Origin of the sequence: Roseivirga thermotolerans (assembly GCF_014653175.1) — a bacterium.
Lineage (GTDB): Bacteria > Bacteroidota > Bacteroidia > Cytophagales > Cyclobacteriaceae > Roseivirga > Roseivirga thermotolerans.
Genome location: NZ_BNAG01000003.1, coordinates 210327 through 228363 on the forward strand (window position 1 = coordinate 210327; position 18037 = coordinate 228363).

Consider the following 18037-nt stretch of genomic DNA (forward strand, 5'->3'; position numbering starts at 1 on the left):
AAAGATGAGTGTTTTAAAGAAGCCATTAGTTACAGAAAAAGTATCGGCCCTTAACGAAAAAGGCACCTACGGATTTATCGTAGATAAAGATGCCAACAAGGTTGAGATCAAGAAGGCTGTAGAAGATATGTACGGTGTAACGGTAGAGTCTGTGAATACCATGAACTATCAGGGTAAAAACAAATCACGCTACACTAAATCCAGAATTATTGCTGGTAGAGCTAGTTCATTTAAGAAAGCAATTGTAACTGTTGCTGAGGGAGAGGTAATCGATTTTTACAGCGGCATTTAATTGAAGTAAAATGGGTGTAAAGAAATTAAGACCAATGACCCCAGGCACAAGAGGCCGTATAGCACCAGACTTTGTAGATGTGACTACAGCGTCACCCGAGAAGTCTTTGCTTACGACTCTTAAGAAATCTGGAGGTAGAAATAATACCGGAAAAATGACCATGCGCTACATTGGTGGTGGTCATAAAAAGAAAATCAGAATTATCGATTTCAAAAGAGAGAAGTTTGATGTTCCGGCAACAGTAAAAAGCATCGAGTATGATCCTACTCGCTCTGCTAGAATTGCATTGCTTTACTATGCAGATGGTGAGAAAAGATACATCATCGCTCCTGAAGGATTGAAAGTAGGACAGCAGGTTGTCTCAGGTGAGTCAGTAGCTCCCGAAGTAGGTAACGCTCTGCCGCTTTCTAAAATTCCTCTGGGTACCATTGTACACAATGTAGAGTTCAAGCCTGGTAAAGGTGCCGGAATGGCAAGAAGTGCCGGGTCTTATGTTCAGTTGGTGGCAAGAGATGGTAAATACGCTACGCTCAAAATGCCTTCAGGTGAAATGAGAAACATACTTTCTTCATGTATGGCCACAATTGGTGCTGTAGGCAACTCTGAGCACATGAACGTGAGGTTAGGTAAAGCTGGTAGAAAAAGATGGTTGGGTAGAAGACCAAGAGTAAGAGGTGTTGTGATGAACCCGGTAGATCACCCAATGGGTGGTGGTGAAGGTAGAGCCTCTGGAGGTCACCCAAGATCTAGAAATGGCCTTTATGCCAAGGGTCAGAAAACCAGAACCCCTAAGAAGTATTCAAACAGATTGATCATCGGTAAAAAGAAATAATCTAGCATGGCACGTTCATTAAAAAAAGGACCATATATAGATTTTAGATTGGCTAAAAAAGTTGAAGCCATGGAAGAATCTGGAAAAAAGTCGGTGATAAAGACTTGGTCCAGAAGGTCTATGATTTCTCCTGACTTCATTGGTCATACATTTGCGGTTCATAACGGAAATAAATTCATTCCAGTATTTGTAACCGAAAACATGGTAGGCCACAAATTCGGTGAATTCGCACCTACCAGAAACTTTAGAGGTCACATTGCTAAAAAAGACAAGAAGAGATAATGGAAGCAGTTGCAAAACTAAATAATGTTCCTACTTCTCCTCGTAAGATGAGAATGGTCGCAGACCTGATCAGAGGCGAGCGTGTGAACAAGGCATTGAACATATTAAAGTACGAGCCTAAAGAAGGTGCTGCCAGACTCGAAAAGTTGTTGCTTTCAGCAATCTCTAACTGGCAATCGAAAAACGAGGATGCCAGACTCGAAGATGCGGATCTGTATATCAAAGAGATTCGTGTAGACGGTGGGAGAATCCTCAAAAGATTGAGACCTGCACCACAGGGTAGAGCGCACAGAATTAGAAAAAGATCAAATCATGTAACTATTGTTGTTGCGGCTAAAAACGCAACCGAGGTTACCGCTGAGGAAGTAGTAAATAACGAAACTGATAATTAATAACAGATGGGACAGAAAGTTAACCCTGTTGGTTTCAGATTAGGAATTGTTCGTGGCTGGGACTCTAGCTGGTACGGTGGAAAAGACTTCTCTGATAAACTGGTCGAAGATCAGGAAATCAGAAAATATATTGATGCCCGAATTCCTAAAGGTGGTATTTCAAAGGTTGTTATTGAAAGAACCATCAAGAGAATCACTATCACCGTTCATACCGCCAGACCAGGCGTTGTGATTGGTAAAGGAGGGCAAGAAGTTGATCGAATTAAGGAAGAGCTTAAAAAGCTTACCGGAAAAGATGTGCAGATCAACATTTTCGAAATCAAAAGACCTGAGCTCGATGCCAAATTGGTAGGAGAGTCTGTAGCTCAACAGTTGCAGGCCAGAATTTCCTACAGAAGAGCCATGAAGCAAGCCATTGCCTCGGCCATTAGAGTAGGAGCTCAAGGAATTAAAATTAAGTGTTCTGGTAGACTCGGAGGTGCTGAAATGGCACGTACTGAGATGTACAAAGAAGGAAGAATTCCTTTGCATACACTTAGAGCCGACATCGATTATGCCATCTCTGAAGCCGATACTGTGTACGGTAAAATCGGTATCAAAGTGTGGATCTTTAAAGGTGAAGTTTACGGTAAGAGAGATCTTTCTCCAAACGTAGGCATCTCTAACCAAATGGGTGGCGGTGAAAGAAGATCTGCAGGTAGAAGAGCTAACCGCGGTAAAAAGAAGTAACCCAACTGTAAAACGGAGAGAAGATGTTACAGCCAAAAAGAACCAAGTTTAGAAAAATGCAGAAAGGCCGCGTTAAAGGCGTGGCCGGACGTGGACATACATTGTCTTTCGGAACATTCGGTATCAAATCGCTTGAACCCGGTTGGATTACAAGCCGTCAGATTGAGGCCGCTCGTATTGCTATGACAAGAGCAATGAAAAGAGAAGGTCAGGTTTGGATCAGAATTTTCCCTGATAAGCCAATTACCAGCAAACCTGCAGAGGTACGTATGGGTAAAGGTAAAGGTGCTCCAGAATACTGGGTGGCCGTTGTTAAGCCGGGTACAGTGCTTTTCGAAGCAGCCGGTGTTGATATAAATTTGGCGAAAGAAGCTTTGAGACTTGCTGCTCAGAAGTTGCCTCTTTCTACAAAGTTTGTTGTACGTAGAGATTACGTGGGATAATTATGAAAAATTCAGAAATCAAAGCACTCTCTGTAGAAGAGCTGAAGGAGAAAATAAATACAGAGTCTAGCAACTTGCAAAAATTACACTTTGCACACGCTATCTCTCCAATTGAAAACCCGATGAAGATCAGACATTCAAGACGTCTGCTCGCCAGGTTAAAAACAGAGTTAAGGGCTAAGGAACTTGCTAATTAATTAGGAGCATGGAGACCAGAAATCTTAGAAAAGAAAGAATCGGTGTGGTAACTAGCAATAAAATGGAAAAGACCATTACTGTTGCAGTTCAGAGAAAAGAGAAGCACCCGATCTATGGTAAGTTTGTGAAGAAAACTACCAAATTTGCGGCTCATGACGAAAAGAACGAATGCGGAATAGGTGACACTGTTCGTATTATGGAGACTCGTCCGCTGAGCAAAAGAAAGCGTTGGAGACTAGTTGAAATTATTGAAAGAGCCAAGTAATCATGATTAGACAAGAATCAAGACTAAACGTAGCCGATAACAGTGGTGCTAAAGAAGTACTCTGTATTCGTGTACTTGGCGGTACTAAGAAAAAGTACGCCACAGTAGGTGATAAGATTGTGGTCTCTGTGAAATCTGCTCACTCTTCTAGCAGCCTTAAAAAAGGTACAGTGTCTAAAGCGGTTATCGTTAGGACCAAGAAAGAAGTGAGAAGAAAAGACGGATCTTACATTCGTTTCGAAGATAATGCTGCCGTATTGTTGAACAACAACGATGAGCCAAGAGGTACTCGTATGTTCGGCCCGGTAGCTAGAGAATTGCGCGAAAAGCAATTCATGAAGATCGTTTCATTGGCTCCTGAAGTATTGTAATCATGAAAAAGAATCAAACTGTAGTGAAAAAGCTTCATGTGAGAAAAGGCGATACTGTAAAAGTTATTTCCGGTAATAGCAAAAGCAAAACCGGTAAAGTACTTGAGGTATTTCCCGATAAGAATAGAGCTATCGTAGAAGGCGTAAATATTGTCTCCAAGCACATTAAGCCTTCAGCTTCTAATCCAAATGGTGGTATAGAAAAAACCGAGGCTCCCATCCATATCTCAAACCTTATGGTTGTAGATCCTTCTTCTGGAGAAGCTACCAGAGTAGGTAGAAAACTGGATGAAAATGGAAAACTAGTTAGATACGCTAAAAAATCTGGGGAGGTAATTAAAAATGGCTAGTCCGAGATTAAAAGAAAAATACAATCAGGAAATTGTTCCTGCATTGAAAGAGAAGTTTCAGTACTCCAGCATTATGCAGGTACCTAAGGTTACAAAAGTGGTTGTGAACAAAGGTATTGGTGCTGCAGTAGCCGACAAGAAACTTGTAGATGTTGGAGTAGAAGAACTCACAACCATCACCGGTCAAAAAGCGGTACCCACCATTGCTAAAAACTCTATCTCTAACTTTAAGTTGAGAGAGGGAATGCCAATTGGTGCTATGGTTACCCTGAGAGGTGATAAAATGTATGAGTTCATCGATAGACTTGTGAACATTGCTCTTCCTCGAGTGAGAGACTTTAGAGGAGTGAAAGATAAGGGCTTTGATGGTAGAGGAAACTACACCCTTGGTGTAAAAGAGCAAATCATCTTCCCTGAAATATCTATCGATAAGGTGAACAAAATTACTGGTATGGACATTACGTTCGTTACCACTGCAAATACTGACGAAGAAAGTTTCGAGTTGCTGAAGGCGTTGGGTATGCCTTTCGCTACCGGTAAAAAATAAGACAAATATGGCTAGAGAAGCAGTAAAAGCTAGAGAAAGAAAAAGAGAAAGACTCGTAGCCCGCTATGCTGAAAAAAGAGCTAAGCTTAAGGCAGAAGGTGACTACGAAGGTCTGGACAAATTGCCAAGAAATGCCTCTCCGGTAAGATTACACAACCGTTGTAAGCTTACAGGAAGACCTAAAGGATACATGAGAAAATTCGGTATCTCAAGGGTAACCTTCAGAGAGATGGCTTCTGCAGGTAAGATTCCTGGAGTTACAAAAGCAAGCTGGTAAACTTTCTTTTTATTACAAGAAAATATCAATACCTTTGCAGGCCGGTTTCGGCCGGAAGGTATTTAACATTTTATAAAGGGCATGCCTGGGTGATATCGCCAGGGTGCACACGCTCAAAAACAGCGTAAAACATTAAAAAATGACTGATCCAATAGCAGATTATTTAACGCGTTTGAGAAACGCGATAAAAGCAAAGCACAGAGTGATCGAGATTCCTGCCTCTAAGGTGAAGAAGGAAATCACTAAAGTGCTTCATGAAAAAGGCTACATCTTGAATTATAAGTTCGAAGATGATGGTGTTCAGGGTAAGATTAAAATTGCCTTGAAATACAATTCACGTACTAAAGAGCCGGCTATTCTGAAGCTTCAAAGAATCAGTAAGCCAGGTTTGAGAAAGTATGCAGGTGCTGAAGAGCTTCCAAGAGTGTTGAACGGACTTGGAATTGCTATCATTTCTACTTCCAGAGGTATTATGACCGATAAGGAAGCCAGAACTCAGCATATTGGTGGGGAAATATTGTGTCACGTATACTAGAATATAGATAGATGTCACGAATTGGTAATAAACCGATCACTCTTCCTTCTGGCGTATCTGTAGACGTAGCTGCCGGTGCGGTTACTGTTAAAGGACCAAAGGGTGAGTTGACTCAGGAGATTGATCCTGATTTCAAAGTAACTGTTGAAGATGGTGTTATGAGCATTGTTCGTCCTACGGATCAAAAAAGACACAAGTCTTTGCATGGTTTGTACAGAGCTTTGCTAAACAACATGGTTGTGGGAGTTAATCAGGGTTATACTAAAGAGCTCGAGTTGGTGGGTGTAGGTTACAAAGCTGCAGTTGCTAACAATGTGTTGGAGCTAAACCTGGGATATTCGCATAACATATATATGCAGGTGCCAGACGAAGTTAAGGCCGAGGCTAAAATGGATAAGGGGAAAAACCCTATCGTAACTTTGTCTAGTACAGATAAAGAATTAATTGGACAAGTAGCTGCTCAGATCAGATCGCTTAGAAAAACTGAACCTTACAAAGGAAAAGGTATCAAGTTCGTTGGTGAGAAGATTAGAAGAAAGGCTGGTAAAACTGCTTCTAAATAAAGGGTATCATGGCTATTAGTAAGAGTAGACTTAGAATCAAAAGAGGAATCAGAAAGAAGATTTCCGGAACGGCAGCTAGGCCTAGAGTTTCTGTATTCAAGAGTAATACAAAAATATATGCTCAGATTATAGACGATGAGCAAGGACACACCTTAGTGTCTGCTTCTTCAGCAGAGCTTGGAGCAAAAGAAAATACCACTGTAGAAGTGGCCAGAGAAGTTGGTAAAAAATTGGCCGAAAAGGCCACAGCCAACGGCATCAGTTCAGTGGTTTTTGATAGAAACGGATATGTCTACCACGGTAAAGTGAAGGCTTTGGCCGATGGTGCAAGAGAAGGTGGTCTTAAATTTTAAAAAGAGATGACACAAAAAATGAACAGAGTTAAAGCTAGTGACATCGACTTGAAAGAAAAAGTTGTTGCCATTAAGCGTGTAGCCAAAGTAGTAAAAGGTGGTAGAAGGTTCAGTTTCTCTGCAATTGTTGTGGTAGGTGACGGAAACGGTGTTGTAGGTTACGGATTGGGAAAAGCCAATGAAGTAACAGACGCTATCACCAAAGGTATAGATGACGCTAAGAAGAATTTGGTAGAAGTACCCGTACTGAAAGGTACAGTACCGCACGAGGCACTTGGTAAGTTTGGAGGAGGTTTTGTATTAGTGAAGCCGGCTTCTGAAGGTACTGGTGTGATTGCGGGTGGTGCTATGCGTGCCGTATTCGAATCAGCAGGTATTCACAACGTATTGGCCAAGTCCAAGGGCTCTTCCAACCCACACAACGTGGTAAAAGCAACCTTCGATGCGTTGCTAAAAATGAGAGATCCTTATACTATTGCTGAACAAAGAGGTGTAGAATTAGAGAAAGTTTTTAACGGGTAATTTACTATGGCGAAGGTTATTATTACGCAAACAAGAAGTACCATCGACAGACCTGAAAAACAAAAAAGAACTATTCAGGCACTCGGTTTAGGTAAAATCAACCGTTCAGTTGAGGTAGAACTTACTCCTCAAATTGCCGGTATGATCGATAAAGTAAATCACCTTGTATCTGTAAAGGAAGCATAAGATGAAACTGAATACATTAAAACCTGCAGAAGGTTCTACAAAATCAAATAAAAGGGTAGGTAGAGGCCAGGGATCCGGTAGAGGTGGAACCTCTACAAGAGGACACAAAGGTGCCAAATCAAGATCAGGTTATTCAAGAAAGGCCGGTTTTGAAGGTGGTCAGATGCCTCTTCAGAGAAGAGTGCCTAAGTTCGGTTTCAATAGCCCTAACAGAACAGAGTATAAAGCCATCAACCTTGATACTATTCAGCAGTTGGTAGACCAGTCTGGTGAGTCAGTGATCAATCTGGAAGTACTAGCCTCTCATGGCTTGGCTGCTAAGAATGACCTCATCAAGGTGTTGGGCAGAGGAGAGCTTAAGTCAAAAGTAGAAGTGACAGCACATAAATTCTCTGCTACTGCTGAGGCAGCTATTGAGAAAGTAGGAGGTACTGTTACAAAGCTTTAATTCAATGAAGAAATTCATCACCACCATAAAGAATATTTTTTCCATTGAGGAACTAAGAAATAGAATCCTAGCCACGCTAGGATTCCTCGTCATTTTCAGACTAGGGTCTTTTGTTGTACTACCTGGTGTAGATCCCAACTTATTGACCGATGCTGATGGTGGTATTTTTGGTATCCTCAACGCATTGTTAGGAGGTTCTTTTAGCAGAGCTTCCATTTTTGGATTAGGTATTATGCCTTACATCTCAGCATCTATTGTGATTCAGCTGATGACTGTGGCCGTGCCTAGCTTCCAGAAAATGCAAAAAGAGGGAGAATCAGGAAGAAAGAAGCTCACACAAATTACGCGGGTACTAACTATACTGGTTACTCTTGCTCAAAGTGTGGGATACATTAAGGTGACCATACTCAACGAAAACGCGTTGGCTCCCGGTGTAGATCCTACTTTCTTTATGATTACGGCCATGATTCTACTCACTTCAGGAACGATGTTCTGTATGTGGTTAGGTGAGAAGATCACTGATAAGGGAATTGGAAACGGAATTTCAATGCTTATCATGATCGGAATTATCTCAAGCTTGCCTGCAGCGGCCATCAATGAGTTCTTTGTAACCAATGGTTTGAGCAGAGCAATCTTTACAGTAGTAGAAATATTAGTGTTGTTCGGAGTAGTAATTGTAACGGTAGCATTGGTACAAGCCACGCGTAGAATTCCGGTACAATACGCCAAGCAAGTAGTAGGAGGCAAGGTATATGGCGGTCAGCGTCAGTTCATTCCTCTGAAAGTTAATGCGGCAGGTGTTATGCCAATCATTTTTGCTCAGGCACTAATGATTCTTCCTACACTAATAGGTCAGATATGGGCAGAGAATAATGACTTTGCCGCTCGAATGACCACCATGTTCTCGAATATTTACGGTTGGCAGTACAATGTGGTGTTTGCCATATTAATCATTGCCTTCACTTTCTTCTACACGGCCATTACCGTGAACCCGTCTAGCATGGCTGACGATTTGAAGAGAAACGGAGGCTTTATTCCTGGTATTAAGCCGGGCAAACCAACCTCCGAATTTATAGGTGGAGTATTAGATAAAATTACCCTTCCTGGCTCTGTGTTCTTAGCCATTATTGCGGTGCTTCCTGTGTTTGCCCGTAATGCAGGAGTTGGCGATGCATTCGCCCAGTTCTATGGTGGAACCTCATTGCTCATTATGGTAGGTGTAATACTCGATACGCTACAGCAGATTGAGAGCTACCTGCTCATGAGACATTATGAAGGCATGATGAAGTCGGGCAAGATGAGAGGAAGATCTCAGAATGTAGCGGTGGCGTAAATATGATCTTTTACAAGACCGAAGAAGAGATTCAAAAAATACGTGAGAGTGCAGACATACTTGCCAGAGCTCACGGAGAAATAGCCAAGCTTATAAAGCCGGGCGTAAAAACCAAAGATCTCGATAAAGTTGCAGAAGAGTTTATCGCAGATCATGGGGCAACAGGTTCCTTTAAAGGTTACAATGGTTTCCCCGCCACGCTTTGTATATCCGTGAACGAAGTGGTTGTTCATGGGTTTCCGAGCGAGTATGAATTGAAAGACGGTGATATAATCTCTGTAGATTGTGGAGTCTTCTACCAAGGTTTTCATAGCGATTCCGCTTATACTTACCCCGTAGGAGACATTTCCCCAGAGACTTTATCACTTCTAAAGGCAACGAAAGAGTCGTTGTATGTAGGTATTGAAGAAGCCAGGTTTGGTAACCGTATAGGAGACTTAGCCTATGCCATCCAGAAGTATGTAGAAGACAGAGGTTACTCTGTGGTTCGCGAGTTGGTAGGACATGGCTTAGGCAGAAGCTTACATGAAGGGCCTGAGGTGCCCAATTATGGTAAGCGCGGTAGAGGACCAAAACTAAACGAAGGTTTGGTTATTGCCATTGAACCAATGGTAAACTTGGGGGCTCGACAAATTGTGCAAGAGAGCGATGGATGGACGATCAGAACAAGAGATCGTAAGCCATCAGCCCATTTTGAACATACCGTGGCCATCTTCAAAGATCGTACTGAAATATTGACAAGTCATCAATATATAGAAGAAGTAGTAAAGTTTTAACATGGCTAAACAAGGATCTATTGAGCAAGACGGAACGATCGTAGAGGCACTGCCTAACGCTACGTTTCGTGTTGAGCTGGAAAATGGACATGTGGTGTTGGCTCACATCTCAGGAAAAATGAGAATGCACTACATTAAGATTTTACCGGGCGACAGAGTAAAACTGGAGATGTCGCCTTATGATTTAACAAAAGGAAGAATTACTTACAGGTATAAATAACGAAACATGAAAGTAAAAGCGTCTATCAAGAAGCGTAGTGCCGATTGTAAGATAATCCGCAGAAACGGAAAGTTGTACGTGATTAACAAGAAGAATCCTAGATTCAAACAAAGACAAGGGTAATTATGGCAAGGATTGCAGGAGTAGATATTCCAGATCACAAGAGAGCCGAAATTGGTTTAACCTATATTTTCGGTATTGGTCGTAGCTCAGCCAACTACATATTGGCAAAGGCAGGTATTGATGTAAATACTAAAATTGGCGACCTGGACGATGACCAACAGAAAGACATCAGAACCATCATCAGTGAAGAGTTCAAAATAGAAGGTGTTCTTAAGTCAGAGGTTCAAATGAACATCAAGCGATTGATGGACATTGGCTGTTACAGAGGTTTGAGACACAGAAAAGGACTTCCTGTTCGTGGTCAGCATACCAAAAACAACGCCAGAACCAGAAAAGGAAAGAGAAAGACGGTTGCTAACAAGAAAAAGGCAACTAAGTAATAGGTAAGTTTTTAATGCCGAAAAAGATATTTGAAGATGGCTCAAAAAAGAAAAGATAAAGCTAAGAAAAGAGTAGTGCAGGTTGATGCTCTTGGGCAGGCGCACATCAAGGCGTCTTTCAACAACATCATCATCTCTTTGACCAATCAGCAAGGACAGGTTATTTCTTGGGCTTCTGCCGGAAAAATGGGCTTTAAGGGTTCTAAAAAGAACACTCCTTATGCTGCTCAGATGGCCGCTCAAAACTGTGCGCAGGCTGCGTACGACCTTGGTTTAAGAAAAGTTGAGGTTTTTGTGAAAGGTCCTGGTGCAGGTCGTGAATCTGCAATCAGAACTATCCAGAATGTTGGAATTGAAGTAACTGTTATTAGAGACGTTACTCCGCTTCCGCACAACGGATGCCGTCCACCTAAAAGAAGAAGAGTTTAATTAAGAATTTAAGAAGTAATGGCAAGATATAAAGGACCAAAGGCTAAAATCGCGAGAAGGTTTAACGATCCTATTTTCGGTCATAGCAAAGCATTACAAAAGAAAGCTTATCCTCCCGGCCAGCACGGTCGTGGTAGAAGAAGAAAGCAGTCTGAATACGCTATCCAGTTAATGGAGAAGCAAAAAGCCAAGTATACTTACGGGGTGCTTGAAAAGCAGTTTGCTAACTTGTTCGACAAAGCTTCAAGAAAATCTGGAGTTACCGGTGAAATCTTACTTCAATTATTGGAAGCAAGATTGGATAACCTGGTGTTCAGATTAGGAATTGCACCTACAAGAAGGGCTGCAAGACAGTTGGTGTCTCACAAACACATTACCGTAAACGGTGAGATTGTGAACATTCCTTCATACCATGTATTGCCTGGCGATGTAGTTGCAGTTAGAGAGAAGTCTAAGTCATTGGAGCTTATCTCTGATAGCGTAGCAGCTAACACTGCTCAGAGATACCCATGGTTAGAGTTCAATAAGTCGGAATTGGCTGGTAAAATGATTAATGTTCCTACAAGAGAAGATATTCCTGAGAACATTAAAGAGCAGCTAATTGTCGAGCTTTACTCTAAGTAATCTATTTTAGAACATTAAAACATTACATATATGTCAATACTTGCATTTCAAATCCCGGAGAAAGTGGTGATGGAAAAGGCTGACGATTTTCACGGTCAGTTTATCTTCAAACCCCTTGAAAAAGGCTACGGGGTTACTATTGGTAATGCACTGAGAAGAATATTGCTTTCTTCTCTGGAGGGCTATGCCATCACAGGAATTAAAATTCCTGGTGTATTGCACGAGTTCTCTACCATTGAAGGTGTTGTAGAAGATGTTTCTGAAATTATTTTGAACCTCAAGAAAGTAAGGTTTAAGAAAATCTCAGACACTGTAGATAACAAGATCAATGTGGTTATCGAAGGGCAGGATAAATTCAATGCGGGTGATATTGGGAAATTCACCAGTGCGTTCGAAATCCTTAACCCCGAAGATGTGGTTTGTCACTTTGATCCATCAGTGAAGTTCGAAATTGAACTAACCATTGAAAAAGGCAGAGGATACCTCCCTGCCGAAGAAAATAAGCCAAGCGAGCAAGTATTCGGTTATATCCCAATCGATGCCATTTTTACGCCAATCAAAAACGTAAAGTATAGCGTTGAAAACACCAGGGTAGAGCAGAAGACTGACTACGAAATGCTCATCTTGGATATTAAAACCGATGGTTCTATCCACCCTGAGAATGCATTGAAGGGTGCCGCTCACATACTTATTCAGCACTTCATGCTGTTCTCAGATCAGAATATGATTCTGGAAACTGGTGCATTGGATGAGCCTGAGCAGGTAGATGAAGAAATGCTTCATATGCGCAAGCTATTGAAGACTTCTCTGAACGATCTCGACCTTTCAGTAAGAGCATACAACTGCTTGAAAGCAGCCGATGTACGCACTTTGGGAGATTTGGTAAGATTAGAGATTTCTGATATGATGAAGTTCAGAAACTTTGGTAAGAAATCTTTGGCAGAGCTAGAGCAACTAGTTGCTGAGAAGAACTTGACCTTCGGTATGGATTTGTCGAAATATAAATTGGACGAGGAATAACAGATGAGACACGGGAAGAAATTTAATCATTTAGGTAGAACAGCGGCTCACAGAAAAGCAATGCTGTCTAACATGGCTTCTTCTTTGATTCTTCACAAGAGAATCACAACCACAGTAGCCAAGGCTAAAGCTTTGAGAAAATATGTGGAGCCTTTGATCACCAGAGCTAAGAACGATACCACTCACTCAAGAAGAATGGTGTTCTCTTACCTTCAGGACAAAGAGTCTGTTACCACGTTGTTCAATGAAGTAGCCGAAAAAGTAGCAACCAGACCAGGTGGTTACACAAGAATTATCAAAACAGGCAACCGTCTGGGTGATAATGCGGATATGTGTATCATAGAGTTGGTTGACTTCAACGAGCTATTGCTTGGTGAAACCAAGGAAGAAAAGAAAACTACCCGAAGAAGCAGAAGAGGCGGTAAAAAATCGGGCGAAGCCAAGGAAGCAACAGCTACCGAAGCCAAAGCCGAAAAGAAAGCCGCTAAGGAGGAGAAGAAAGAAGAAGCACCTGCAGAGCCTAAGGCGGAAGCTGCTGCCGAACCGGAAGCTCCTGCTGCTGATGAGGAAAAGAAAAGCGAAGAGTAATTGTATAAATTACCAGATATTGAAAAGGGATTGGACGAAAGTTCAATCCCTTTTTTATTAGGTTTTGCTCCCTAACAAATACACATTATTTTTGCACGATGCGTCAAACGCAAGCCAATCAAGATATGTCTCAAAATTCATTCGATCAATCACAAAAAAAAGCGGTTTTACTCCTGGCAGACGGTTCTCGTTTCGAAGGTGTAGCCATAGGTAAAATTGGAACAGCAGGCGGAGAAATCTGCTTCAACACCGGAATGACCGGGTATCAGGAGATCTACACAGACCCTTCCTATTACGGCCAGATTGTAGTGAACACTACCTCTCATATAGGCAATTACGGTGTGGAAGACAGCGAACAAGAGTCTGACAGTCCGAAAATCAGAGGATTGGTAGTAAATACCTTCTCTCAGGATTTTAGCCGCCCTACCGGTACCGACTCGTTGCAGAACTACCTCGACAAAAACAACATTGTAGGTATTTCTGAGCTGGATACTCGTTTGCTGGTAAGGCACATACGAAGTAAAGGAGCCATGAATGCCATCATATCTTCAGAAGATCTTTCTGACGAAGAATTGGCCGCTAAACTGGCTGAGGTGCCCAATATGGAAGGTCTTGAGCTTTCCTCTTTTGTATCTACCAAAGAACCTTACTTTGTCGGTGAAGAGTCTGCGCCTTACCGTGTGGCCGTGCTAGACCTTGGGGTTAAAACCAGCATACTCAAGCACCTGGCCAGTAGAGGTACTTATCTGAAAGTGTTCCCCGCCAAAACAAGTTTTCAGGAAATGGAGCAGTGGAATCCTCATGGATACTTCCTGTCCAATGGTCCTGGCGATCCTTCGGCAATGGATTATGCCATTGAAACCGCGAAGAAAATTATGGCTGCCGACAAGCCACTATTTGGAATATGCCTGGGGCATCAGATCATCTCTTTGGCGTGCGGAGTGTCCACTTTTAAAATGCACAATGGTCACAGAGGGCTTAACCATCCGGTAAAGAACCTGGTGTCGGGCAAGAGCGAAGTGACCTCTCAGAACCATGGTTTTGCCGTGAGTCGAGAAGAGGTTGAGAAGTCAGGTATACTCGAGCTTACACACATTAACCTCAATGACAATACATGCGCTGGTATTCAGGTTAAGGGTAAGAAAACGTTTTCCGTACAATATCACCCAGAGTCTTCTCCGGGCCCTCACGATTCACGTTATTTGTTCGATCAATTTATCAACCTATTCAAATCATAACAAGGAATCAATATGAGCTTAATAGAAAGCGTACACGCCAGACAAATTTTAGACTCAAGAGGTAACCCAACCATTGAGGTCGATGTAGTGACCGAAAATGGTGTCATGGGTCGCGCGGCAGTTCCTTCAGGAGCTTCTACCGGAGCCCACGAAGCCGTGGAGTTAAGAGATGGCGATAAATCAAAATATCTGGGCAAAGGGGTGACCAAAGCTGTACAGAATGTAAATGACGTACTGGCTGCAGAAATCATTGGCTTTTCAGTATTCGAGCAAAACCTGATCGATAAGATTATGTTGGAAGCCGATGGTACTCCAAACAAAGGTAACCTGGGCGCGAATGCTATTTTGGGTGTTTCACTAGCCGTAGCCAAAGCAGCAGCAGCAGAGCTTGGTCTTCCGCTTTACAGATACGTAGGAGGGGTAAGTGCCAACACGCTTCCCGTGCCTATGATGAACATCATTAATGGAGGTTCGCATGCTGATAACTCCATAGACTTTCAGGAGTTTATGATTATGCCTGTAGGAGCTGCTAACTTCTCAGAAGCTATTCGTATGGGGGCTGAGGTGTTCCATCACCTTAAAAAAGTACTTTCTGACAAGGGGCTTGCTACCAACGTAGGCGATGAAGGAGGTTTTGCTCCTAACCTTGGGTCTGACGATGAGGCTCTTGAGGTAATTTCTCAGGCGGTTGAAAATGCAGGCTACAAAGTGGGTGAAGATATTGTATATGCCTTGGATGTGGCCTCATCAGAGTTTTATCTGGAAGATGAAAAGGTATATTACTTCAAGGACTCTACAGGTAAAAAGCTAAGCCCCGTAGAAATGGCCGACTATTTGGCAAGTCTTTGCGCCAAATATCCTATTGTTTCTATAGAAGACGGCATGTTCGAAGACGATTGGGAGGGCTGGAAGGCACTTACCGAGAAGATAGGCGATAAAGTACAGTTGGTGGGTGACGATCTGTTTGTGACCAATGTGAGCCGTCTTCAAAAGGGTATTGATAACGGAATAGCAAATTCAATACTCATTAAAGTTAATCAGATAGGTACGCTCACCGAAACCATAGCAGCTGTGAACCTTGCCAAAACAAATGGCTATACGGCCGTTATGTCTCACCGTTCCGGAGAAACTGAAGACAATACCATTGCCGATTTGGCCGTGGCACTGAACACAGGGCAGATCAAAACCGGTTCGGCCTCTCGTTCGGATAGAATGGCAAAATACAACCAGTTGATTCGAATTGAAGAAGAGCTGGGCGAAGTGGGTAAATTCCCTGGTAAGGGTTTTAGAAAGGCTTATTAGTACCTGGGTACAGAGTATCTGGTACATAGACTTTAGATATAAATAGAGCATCTCATTTGAGGTGCTTTTTTTATGTCCTCCTCTTGTGAGCAATTTTCTGGCAGATGCTGTTTCCGCTAACTTTGCCCCAAGGGTGTTTGCATGCACATTCCTCCGTGGAGAAGAAGGTTAGGAGGGTTGGACTTTTGAATCGAAGCAAATTGTTCTAATCTCCATAGCTTGCCCAGGAATAGCAAGTTGGCAGCCCTGAAGCTATCTGGGCTGCAGGATTTCAAAACTCATTGACTTTCAACTCAAAACTTCCGTATCTTTAACCTATGAATCCTTTCACCAGAATTCCGAAAGTTTTGAAGAACTACTACGTACTTTTCGGTCTGTTCTTCGTTTTTTGGATGATTTTCATCGATTCGAACGATGTATTATCCCAGTTTAGAATGGCCAGCAGGCTAAATGAACTGAAGGCTGAAAAAGAATACTACCTGCAGAAAAAGCAAGAAGTACTCAAAGACAGGGAGGAGCTGAGCACAAACAAAGAGCTGCTCGAAAAATTTGCCCGCGAAAAATACATGATGCGGAAACAGAGTGAAGACCTCTACGTTATAGTAACAGAAGATTAAACGAAGTCCTCAGCCGAGGACTTTTTTAGTATATGAAAAAACTGTTTTATTCCATCGTATTGCTAAGCCTCTCGAGCAGCCTTCTGGGGCAGGTTTACTTTGAGGAGGAAGAAGCCGACTCGCTTCAATTCAAAGATCGGTTATTCTTTGGTGGTAACTTTTCAGCTAACCTTGGTTTTGGCGGAGGGTCATCGTTTGTAGATATCTCTCCACTTGTTGGCTATATGGTTAATACTGATTTTTCGGTGGGGGTAGGAGCTACTTATCTCTATGTTTCCAGAGAGTTTATTATTCTGCCCGGCAATGATCGGTTCAGAGTTTCGAATAGTGTGTATGGGGGAAGGGCATTCCTCAGGCACACGGTTATTGAAAATTACTTTGCTCATGGTGAGGTAGAAACCCTCAATACGGAGGTGCCTCTTAACGATGGCTCTAACCGCACCACCAGAGAGTGGGTGCCGGGGGTGTTTATTGGGGGCGGAACTTTTCAACCCATTTTTGCCAGAGGAGGAGTAAATATTACAGTGCTCTATAATTTGGCTTACGATTCCATTCGGTCACCCTATGGTAGTGCGTGGGTTTTTCGATTTGGTGTTACTTTTTAAGCCAGGGGCTAAGGAGGTTTCTCTTTCTTAAATTGTAGTGAGATATATCTAAACAGGGTTTCGGGCAACAGACCTTCTTCCGATTCACTCATTGGTTCCAAGGCTCCATATAAGGTTGGCTAAAATTCTACCTCGAATCTCATTCCCAGAGCTCTCAAATCTTTTTCTACAGGCTCCAGAAGAGGAATGCCTTTTTTGCTTCTTTCTTTTTCAAAAGCTCTCTCAGGGTCTCCGGGTATAAGCACCTGCTGATTCGATTCTATGGGTGCAGAGCCTCTGAACCGTCTGATCCATTGATCCATGTGTTGCTTAAACTCACTAGCAGGCCTGAAAGCATCTATTCGCATGGCGCCAAAAAAATGGCCTAACCCTTCGCCCACCGGGTCTGACACCGGGTCTATGAAACTTACAAATGGTGGAGCCCATGGGCCGTAGTTGGCCCCCGAGAGTACAGCGGAAAAAATATCGACAATGGAACCCAGAATATAACCCTTATGGCTTCCGTTCTGTCTGTCTCCTCCAAGAGGGCGCAAGGCTCCGCCTTCCTTTACCCCATAGGCATTGGTAGTGGTGTTTCCCTCCTTGTCCTGAATCCATCCATTGGGAGCGGGTTCTCCCTTGCGTTGCAGAATTTCCAGCTTGCCATTGGCGGCAGTAGTGGTGGCAAAGTCACCTACAAAAGGAGGCTCCTCATCGGCCGGAATGGCCACTGCTATGGGGTTAGTGCCCAATAGTCTTTCCTTAGAAAAAGTAGGAGCTACCAGCGGGCTGGCATTGGTCATAGACATGCCTATCATATCATGGGCTAGAGCCTGCATGGCATGGTAACCCGCAATGCCATAGTGGTTGGAGTTTCTCACGGCCACCCAGCCGGTTCCGGCCTTTTCAGCTTTTTCAATAGCCACCAGCATAGCAAACGGAGCTACCACCAACCCGAGACCGCCATCGCCATCGACCACCGCAGTGCTGGGGCTTTCATGAACCACTCGAATGTTGGGCTTTGCGTTAATACGTTTCTTCTCCCACAGTCGTACATAACCGCTAAGCCGGGCCACGCCATGAGAATCTACGCCTCGCATATCGGCCGAAAGAAGAGTGTCGGCAGCGGTGGTGGCGTGTGACTCCGAACAGCCCATAGCCAGAAATATTTTCTTGGAAAACGTGTGGAGTTGGTCGTACGAGTAGTGATTCATGTTG

General features: G+C 42.9%; 32 protein-coding genes. 31 read left to right on the forward strand and 1 reads right to left on the reverse strand.

Translation table 11 applies throughout. From position 1 onward, the window contains the following. Positions 1 to 4: 4 nt before the first annotated feature. The 31 genes from rplW (at position 5) to IE164_RS11010 (ending at position 16840) form a co-directional block, all read left to right on the forward strand. A complete protein-coding gene (gene rplW, locus IE164_RS10860; RefSeq protein WP_189630261.1) occupies positions 5 to 292 on the forward strand; it encodes a 50S ribosomal protein L23 in 288 nt (95 codons plus the stop codon). Positions 293 to 302: 10 nt separating this feature from the next. After that, a complete protein-coding gene (gene rplB / locus IE164_RS10865) occupies positions 303 to 1124 on the forward strand; it encodes a 50S ribosomal protein L2 (RefSeq protein ID WP_189630262.1) in 822 nt (273 codons plus the stop codon). Positions 1125 to 1130: 6 nt separating this feature from the next. Continuing rightward, the gene (gene rpsS / locus IE164_RS10870) at positions 1131 to 1406 is read left to right on the forward strand and encodes a 30S ribosomal protein S19 (protein WP_189630263.1); all 276 of its coding nucleotides are present in this window, start codon (positions 1131 to 1133) and stop codon (positions 1404 to 1406) included. Continuing rightward, entirely contained in the window at positions 1406 to 1798 is a 393-nt protein-coding gene (gene rplV / locus IE164_RS10875) for a 50S ribosomal protein L22 (protein ID WP_189630264.1), read from the forward strand. The genes rpsS and rplV overlap by 1 nt, the downstream gene beginning before the upstream one ends. A gap of 6 nt (positions 1799 to 1804) precedes the next feature. Next, the gene (gene rpsC, locus IE164_RS10880) at positions 1805 to 2527 is read left to right on the forward strand and encodes a 30S ribosomal protein S3 (protein ID WP_189630265.1); all 723 of its coding nucleotides are present in this window, start codon (positions 1805 to 1807) and stop codon (positions 2525 to 2527) included. A 23-nt stretch (positions 2528 to 2550) separates the two neighbouring features. Beyond that, positions 2551 to 2970, forward strand: coding sequence for a 50S ribosomal protein L16 (rplP, locus tag IE164_RS10885; protein ID WP_189630266.1), 420 nt, complete (start codon positions 2551 to 2553; stop codon positions 2968 to 2970). A gap of 2 nt (positions 2971 to 2972) precedes the next feature. Beyond that, positions 2973 to 3167: a 50S ribosomal protein L29 gene (rpmC, locus tag IE164_RS10890; protein WP_189630267.1), complete on the forward strand. Its 195-nt coding sequence runs from the start codon at positions 2973 to 2975 to the stop codon at positions 3165 to 3167. Positions 3168 to 3175: 8 nt separating this feature from the next. Continuing rightward, complete coding sequence (gene rpsQ, locus IE164_RS10895) at positions 3176 to 3433, forward strand: 30S ribosomal protein S17 (RefSeq protein WP_189630268.1); 258 nt, start codon at positions 3176 to 3178, stop codon at positions 3431 to 3433. A 2-nt stretch (positions 3434 to 3435) separates the two neighbouring features. After that, entirely contained in the window at positions 3436 to 3804 is a 369-nt protein-coding gene (gene rplN / locus IE164_RS10900; RefSeq protein WP_189630269.1) for a 50S ribosomal protein L14, read from the forward strand. Positions 3805 to 3806: 2 nt separating this feature from the next. Further along, complete coding sequence (gene rplX, locus IE164_RS10905) at positions 3807 to 4154, forward strand: 50S ribosomal protein L24 (RefSeq protein ID WP_189630270.1); 348 nt, start codon at positions 3807 to 3809, stop codon at positions 4152 to 4154. Beyond that, positions 4147 to 4701, forward strand: coding sequence for a 50S ribosomal protein L5 (gene rplE / locus IE164_RS10910; RefSeq protein WP_189630271.1), 555 nt, complete (start codon positions 4147 to 4149; stop codon positions 4699 to 4701). The genes rplX and rplE overlap by 8 nt, the downstream gene beginning before the upstream one ends. 7 nt (positions 4702 to 4708) lie before the next feature. Further along, entirely contained in the window at positions 4709 to 4978 is a 270-nt protein-coding gene (gene rpsN / locus IE164_RS10915) for a 30S ribosomal protein S14 (RefSeq protein WP_189630272.1), read from the forward strand. Between the two features lie 139 nt (positions 4979 to 5117). Beyond that, positions 5118 to 5513 carry a 30S ribosomal protein S8 gene (rpsH, locus tag IE164_RS10920; protein WP_189630273.1) on the forward strand — a complete coding sequence of 132 codons (396 nt, stop codon included), beginning with the start codon at positions 5118 to 5120 and terminating at the stop codon, positions 5511 to 5513. 11 nt (positions 5514 to 5524) lie between these two features. After that, positions 5525 to 6076, forward strand: coding sequence for a 50S ribosomal protein L6 (rplF, locus tag IE164_RS10925; protein WP_189630274.1), 552 nt, complete (start codon positions 5525 to 5527; stop codon positions 6074 to 6076). A gap of 8 nt (positions 6077 to 6084) precedes the next feature. Then, positions 6085 to 6429 (forward strand): 50S ribosomal protein L18, encoded by a 345-nt coding sequence (gene rplR, locus IE164_RS10930; protein WP_189630275.1) that lies wholly within the window; start codon positions 6085 to 6087, stop codon positions 6427 to 6429. An 18-nt stretch (positions 6430 to 6447) separates the two neighbouring features. Further along, positions 6448 to 6951: a 30S ribosomal protein S5 gene (gene rpsE / locus IE164_RS10935; RefSeq protein WP_373298996.1), complete on the forward strand. Its 504-nt coding sequence runs from the start codon at positions 6448 to 6450 to the stop codon at positions 6949 to 6951. Positions 6952 to 6957: 6 nt separating this feature from the next. After that, the gene (rpmD, locus tag IE164_RS10940; protein WP_189630277.1) at positions 6958 to 7137 is read left to right on the forward strand and encodes a 50S ribosomal protein L30; all 180 of its coding nucleotides are present in this window, start codon (positions 6958 to 6960) and stop codon (positions 7135 to 7137) included. A gap of 1 nt (position 7138) precedes the next feature. Beyond that, positions 7139 to 7585, forward strand: coding sequence for a 50S ribosomal protein L15 (gene rplO, locus IE164_RS10945; protein WP_189630278.1), 447 nt, complete (start codon positions 7139 to 7141; stop codon positions 7583 to 7585). A 4-nt stretch (positions 7586 to 7589) separates the two neighbouring features. Next, positions 7590 to 8918: a preprotein translocase subunit SecY gene (secY, locus tag IE164_RS10950; protein WP_189630279.1), complete on the forward strand. Its 1329-nt coding sequence runs from the start codon at positions 7590 to 7592 to the stop codon at positions 8916 to 8918. 2 nt (positions 8919 to 8920) lie between these two features. Further along, positions 8921 to 9694 carry a type I methionyl aminopeptidase gene (gene map, locus IE164_RS10955; RefSeq protein WP_189630280.1) on the forward strand — a complete coding sequence of 258 codons (774 nt, stop codon included), beginning with the start codon at positions 8921 to 8923 and terminating at the stop codon, positions 9692 to 9694. Between the two features lies 1 nt (position 9695). After that, a complete protein-coding gene (infA, locus tag IE164_RS10960; RefSeq protein WP_189630281.1) occupies positions 9696 to 9914 on the forward strand; it encodes a translation initiation factor IF-1 in 219 nt (72 codons plus the stop codon). A 6-nt stretch (positions 9915 to 9920) separates the two neighbouring features. Then, positions 9921 to 10037 carry a type B 50S ribosomal protein L36 gene (gene ykgO / locus IE164_RS10965; protein ID WP_084375668.1) on the forward strand — a complete coding sequence of 39 codons (117 nt, stop codon included), beginning with the start codon at positions 9921 to 9923 and terminating at the stop codon, positions 10035 to 10037. 2 nt (positions 10038 to 10039) lie between these two features. Next, positions 10040 to 10417, forward strand: a complete 378-nt coding sequence (gene rpsM / locus IE164_RS10970; protein ID WP_189630282.1) for a 30S ribosomal protein S13 — start codon at positions 10040 to 10042, stop codon at positions 10415 to 10417. Positions 10418 to 10453: 36 nt separating this feature from the next. Beyond that, the gene (rpsK, locus tag IE164_RS10975; RefSeq protein ID WP_189630283.1) at positions 10454 to 10846 is read left to right on the forward strand and encodes a 30S ribosomal protein S11; all 393 of its coding nucleotides are present in this window, start codon (positions 10454 to 10456) and stop codon (positions 10844 to 10846) included. An 18-nt stretch (positions 10847 to 10864) separates the two neighbouring features. Then, positions 10865 to 11470 (forward strand): 30S ribosomal protein S4, encoded by a 606-nt coding sequence (gene rpsD / locus IE164_RS10980; RefSeq protein WP_189630284.1) that lies wholly within the window; start codon positions 10865 to 10867, stop codon positions 11468 to 11470. Positions 11471 to 11500: 30 nt separating this feature from the next. Further along, entirely contained in the window at positions 11501 to 12490 is a 990-nt protein-coding gene (locus tag IE164_RS10985) for a DNA-directed RNA polymerase subunit alpha (protein WP_189630285.1), read from the forward strand. 3 nt (positions 12491 to 12493) lie between these two features. Then, positions 12494 to 13078, forward strand: coding sequence for a 50S ribosomal protein L17 (gene rplQ, locus IE164_RS10990; protein WP_189630286.1), 585 nt, complete (start codon positions 12494 to 12496; stop codon positions 13076 to 13078). A gap of 125 nt (positions 13079 to 13203) precedes the next feature. Beyond that, on the forward strand, positions 13204 to 14316 hold the full coding sequence (carA, locus tag IE164_RS10995) for a glutamine-hydrolyzing carbamoyl-phosphate synthase small subunit (RefSeq protein ID WP_189630287.1): 1113 nt from the start codon (positions 13204 to 13206) through the stop codon (positions 14314 to 14316). A gap of 12 nt (positions 14317 to 14328) precedes the next feature. Continuing rightward, positions 14329 to 15618: a phosphopyruvate hydratase gene (gene eno / locus IE164_RS11000; protein WP_189630288.1), complete on the forward strand. Its 1290-nt coding sequence runs from the start codon at positions 14329 to 14331 to the stop codon at positions 15616 to 15618. Between the two features lie 317 nt (positions 15619 to 15935). After that, positions 15936 to 16235, forward strand: coding sequence for an FtsB family cell division protein (locus tag IE164_RS11005; protein ID WP_189630289.1), 300 nt, complete (start codon positions 15936 to 15938; stop codon positions 16233 to 16235). A gap of 32 nt (positions 16236 to 16267) precedes the next feature. Further along, entirely contained in the window at positions 16268 to 16840 is a 573-nt protein-coding gene (locus IE164_RS11010) for a hypothetical protein (protein WP_229838640.1), read from the forward strand. Positions 16841 to 16959: 119 nt separating this feature from the next. Here IE164_RS11010 and IE164_RS11015 read toward each other — a convergent pair whose 3' ends face one another. Next, on the reverse strand, positions 16960 to 18033 hold the full coding sequence (locus tag IE164_RS11015; RefSeq protein WP_189630290.1) for an Ldh family oxidoreductase: 1074 nt from the start codon (positions 18031 to 18033) through the stop codon (positions 16960 to 16962). Positions 18034 to 18037: the final 4 nt, after the last annotated feature.

Coding starts and splice junctions, on each gene's coding strand:
- rplW (WP_189630261.1), top strand. CDS start 5: ATGAGTGTTTTAAAGAAGCCATTAGTTACAGAAAAAGTATCGGCCCTT.
- rplB (WP_189630262.1), top strand. CDS start 303: ATGGGTGTAAAGAAATTAAGACCAATGACCCCAGGCACAAGAGGCCGT.
- rpsS (WP_189630263.1), top strand. CDS start 1,131: ATGGCACGTTCATTAAAAAAAGGACCATATATAGATTTTAGATTGGCT.
- rplV (WP_189630264.1), top strand. CDS start 1,406: ATGGAAGCAGTTGCAAAACTAAATAATGTTCCTACTTCTCCTCGTAAG.
- rpsC (WP_189630265.1), top strand. CDS start 1,805: ATGGGACAGAAAGTTAACCCTGTTGGTTTCAGATTAGGAATTGTTCGT.
- rplP (WP_189630266.1), top strand. CDS start 2,551: ATGTTACAGCCAAAAAGAACCAAGTTTAGAAAAATGCAGAAAGGCCGC.
- rpmC (WP_189630267.1), top strand. CDS start 2,973: ATGAAAAATTCAGAAATCAAAGCACTCTCTGTAGAAGAGCTGAAGGAG.
- rpsQ (WP_189630268.1), top strand. CDS start 3,176: ATGGAGACCAGAAATCTTAGAAAAGAAAGAATCGGTGTGGTAACTAGC.
- rplN (WP_189630269.1), top strand. CDS start 3,436: ATGATTAGACAAGAATCAAGACTAAACGTAGCCGATAACAGTGGTGCT.
- rplX (WP_189630270.1), top strand. CDS start 3,807: ATGAAAAAGAATCAAACTGTAGTGAAAAAGCTTCATGTGAGAAAAGGC.
- rplE (WP_189630271.1), top strand. CDS start 4,147: ATGGCTAGTCCGAGATTAAAAGAAAAATACAATCAGGAAATTGTTCCT.
- rpsN (WP_189630272.1), top strand. CDS start 4,709: ATGGCTAGAGAAGCAGTAAAAGCTAGAGAAAGAAAAAGAGAAAGACTC.
- rpsH (WP_189630273.1), top strand. CDS start 5,118: ATGACTGATCCAATAGCAGATTATTTAACGCGTTTGAGAAACGCGATA.
- rplF (WP_189630274.1), top strand. CDS start 5,525: ATGTCACGAATTGGTAATAAACCGATCACTCTTCCTTCTGGCGTATCT.
- rplR (WP_189630275.1), top strand. CDS start 6,085: ATGGCTATTAGTAAGAGTAGACTTAGAATCAAAAGAGGAATCAGAAAG.
- rpsE (WP_373298996.1), top strand. CDS start 6,448: ATGAACAGAGTTAAAGCTAGTGACATCGACTTGAAAGAAAAAGTTGTT.
- rpmD (WP_189630277.1), top strand. CDS start 6,958: ATGGCGAAGGTTATTATTACGCAAACAAGAAGTACCATCGACAGACCT.
- rplO (WP_189630278.1), top strand. CDS start 7,139: ATGAAACTGAATACATTAAAACCTGCAGAAGGTTCTACAAAATCAAAT.
- secY (WP_189630279.1), top strand. CDS start 7,590: ATGAAGAAATTCATCACCACCATAAAGAATATTTTTTCCATTGAGGAA.
- map (WP_189630280.1), top strand. CDS start 8,921: ATGATCTTTTACAAGACCGAAGAAGAGATTCAAAAAATACGTGAGAGT.
- infA (WP_189630281.1), top strand. CDS start 9,696: ATGGCTAAACAAGGATCTATTGAGCAAGACGGAACGATCGTAGAGGCA.
- ykgO (WP_084375668.1), top strand. CDS start 9,921: ATGAAAGTAAAAGCGTCTATCAAGAAGCGTAGTGCCGATTGTAAGATA.
- rpsM (WP_189630282.1), top strand. CDS start 10,040: ATGGCAAGGATTGCAGGAGTAGATATTCCAGATCACAAGAGAGCCGAA.
- rpsK (WP_189630283.1), top strand. CDS start 10,454: ATGGCTCAAAAAAGAAAAGATAAAGCTAAGAAAAGAGTAGTGCAGGTT.
- rpsD (WP_189630284.1), top strand. CDS start 10,865: ATGGCAAGATATAAAGGACCAAAGGCTAAAATCGCGAGAAGGTTTAAC.
- IE164_RS10985 (WP_189630285.1), top strand. CDS start 11,501: ATGTCAATACTTGCATTTCAAATCCCGGAGAAAGTGGTGATGGAAAAG.
- rplQ (WP_189630286.1), top strand. CDS start 12,494: ATGAGACACGGGAAGAAATTTAATCATTTAGGTAGAACAGCGGCTCAC.
- carA (WP_189630287.1), top strand. CDS start 13,204: ATGTCTCAAAATTCATTCGATCAATCACAAAAAAAAGCGGTTTTACTC.
- eno (WP_189630288.1), top strand. CDS start 14,329: ATGAGCTTAATAGAAAGCGTACACGCCAGACAAATTTTAGACTCAAGA.
- IE164_RS11005 (WP_189630289.1), top strand. CDS start 15,936: ATGAATCCTTTCACCAGAATTCCGAAAGTTTTGAAGAACTACTACGTA.
- IE164_RS11010 (WP_229838640.1), top strand. CDS start 16,268: ATGAAAAAACTGTTTTATTCCATCGTATTGCTAAGCCTCTCGAGCAGC.
- IE164_RS11015 (WP_189630290.1), bottom strand. CDS start 18,033: ATGAATCACTACTCGTACGACCAACTCCACACGTTTTCCAAGAAAATA.